This is a genomic window from Acetobacter papayae JCM 25143 (assembly GCF_000613285.1).
Lineage (GTDB): Bacteria > Pseudomonadota > Alphaproteobacteria > Acetobacterales > Acetobacteraceae > Acetobacter > Acetobacter papayae.
The window spans coordinates 1-1,583 of sequence record NZ_BAIN01000150.1; the positions used below are offsets into that span (position 1 = coordinate 1).

General features: G+C 63.8%; 1 protein-coding gene and 1 pseudogene. Both read left to right on the top strand.

Annotated elements, in window-relative coordinates; all coding sequences use genetic code 11:
• Positions 1 to 112 precede the first annotated feature (112 nt).
• The gene (locus JCM25143_RS15025) at positions 113 to 370 is read left to right on the top strand and encodes a hypothetical protein (protein WP_199897911.1); all 258 of its coding nucleotides are present in this window, start codon (positions 113 to 115) and stop codon (positions 368 to 370) included.
• 73 nt (positions 371 to 443) lie between these two features.
• Positions 444 to 1,583, top strand: a pseudogene (locus tag JCM25143_RS20395) (ABC transporter transmembrane domain-containing protein); the annotation flags it as partial.

Here is a 1,583-nt window from a genome sequence, read left to right on the forward strand (position 1 = left end):
GCGCAGGCGCGCCAGAGAGCCCCTTGGCCCGGCTGGATAATAACGAACAGGCACAGGACTCCTTACGAAACCTGCTGGTGGATGCCCCCCCCGACTGCCTTATGGCGGGGTTGTGGCTCTGTCAGGCGCAAAACCCGCAGGATGGACCCGCGCGCAGGTGCTCGCGCATTTGCGCCAGCGCTTGGCCGGGCTTGATGTGCCGGTGTTTCCGTTGGCAGGGCGTGACGCGTTGGCCATGGGGGTCGCACCCGGCCCGGCCATGGGGCAGGTGATTACGCAGGTCAGGCAGTGGTGGCGGCAGGGTGGCTGTAAGGCTTCGGCTGAGGCATGCCGGGCTGAACTAGGCCGGATTCTGGGCGAGCAAGCCTGAAAGCAGCGGCTTTGTTGCCAGAGGTGGTTTGCCCCCCTTTGCACGTGGGGGCTGAGGGCTGCTACATGGGGGCATGACAGCTACCCACCCGGCCTCTCGCCCTGCCAAGCGTAAATTCCTGTCCGACGATACATGGACCCTGCTGCTCAGGCTGTGGCACGGGCAGATTCGCCATCACAAAATGCATGTGGTGATTACCGCGGCGCTGCCGATCATAACCGCGTTGCTGACAGCCCTTTACCCGCTGGTGATCCAGCGCGCGCTGGATATGTTTTCCTCCCGGGATTCGCGCATTCTGTATCAGGTGCCGCTGCTTGTGGTGATGCTGACAGCCGCCAAGTCACTCGCCCAGTACGGGCAGACCGTTGTCACACAGGGGCTGGTGCTCAAGGTTGTGCGGGGCCTGCAGGGCGAAATGTTCGACCATATGATCCGCAGCGACATTACGCAGGTGGAAAGCGAGGCCCCGGCCAAGCAGGCTGCGCGTTTTACGACCGATGCGGTGGCCGTGCGCGATGCCATGCTCAGGGCTGTCAGTTCCGTAGCGATGCGGTGACGGTAGTGGGGCTTGTGGTGTCCATGTTCTACATGGACTGGGAACTGAGCCTGATTGCTGCCCTGCTTTACCCACCCGCGGTACTGCCTATCCAGAAGCTGGGGCGGCGGGTGCGCCGGGCTTCGGGTGGGATGCAGGAGCGCATGGGGGAAACCTCGGCCCTGCTGACCGAAAGTTTTTCGCAGGCGCGTACGGTTCGGGTTTACCGATTGGAACAGGCCGAGCGTAAGCGGGCTGGCCTGTCTTTTGACAGGCTGCATGAATCCGTCCTGCAGATTGCCCGCAGCCGCGCACGGGTTGAACCCCTGCTGGAAACACTGGGGGGAGCGGCGGTTGCCGCTGTGCTAGGCTTTGCAGGCTGGCGGGCTGCAACGGGCGGGGCTTCGCTGGGTGATTTTTCGGGCTTTGTGGCGGCCCTGCTGCTGGCGGCCCGGCCCCTGCGCGCTCTGGGGGCAGTACATTCCGCCTTGCAGGAAGGCATGGCGGGGCTCAGCCGCGTGTTTAAGATCATAGATGAAAAACCCACTGTCATGGACAGGGCCAATGCCGTGTCGTTGCCGGAGGGGGAAGGGCATCTGGTGTTCGAGTCCGTGGGCTTTGTCTATGCCGACGGGCGCACCGGCCTTGCGGGGCTGAGCTTCGATGCTCAGCCGGGCT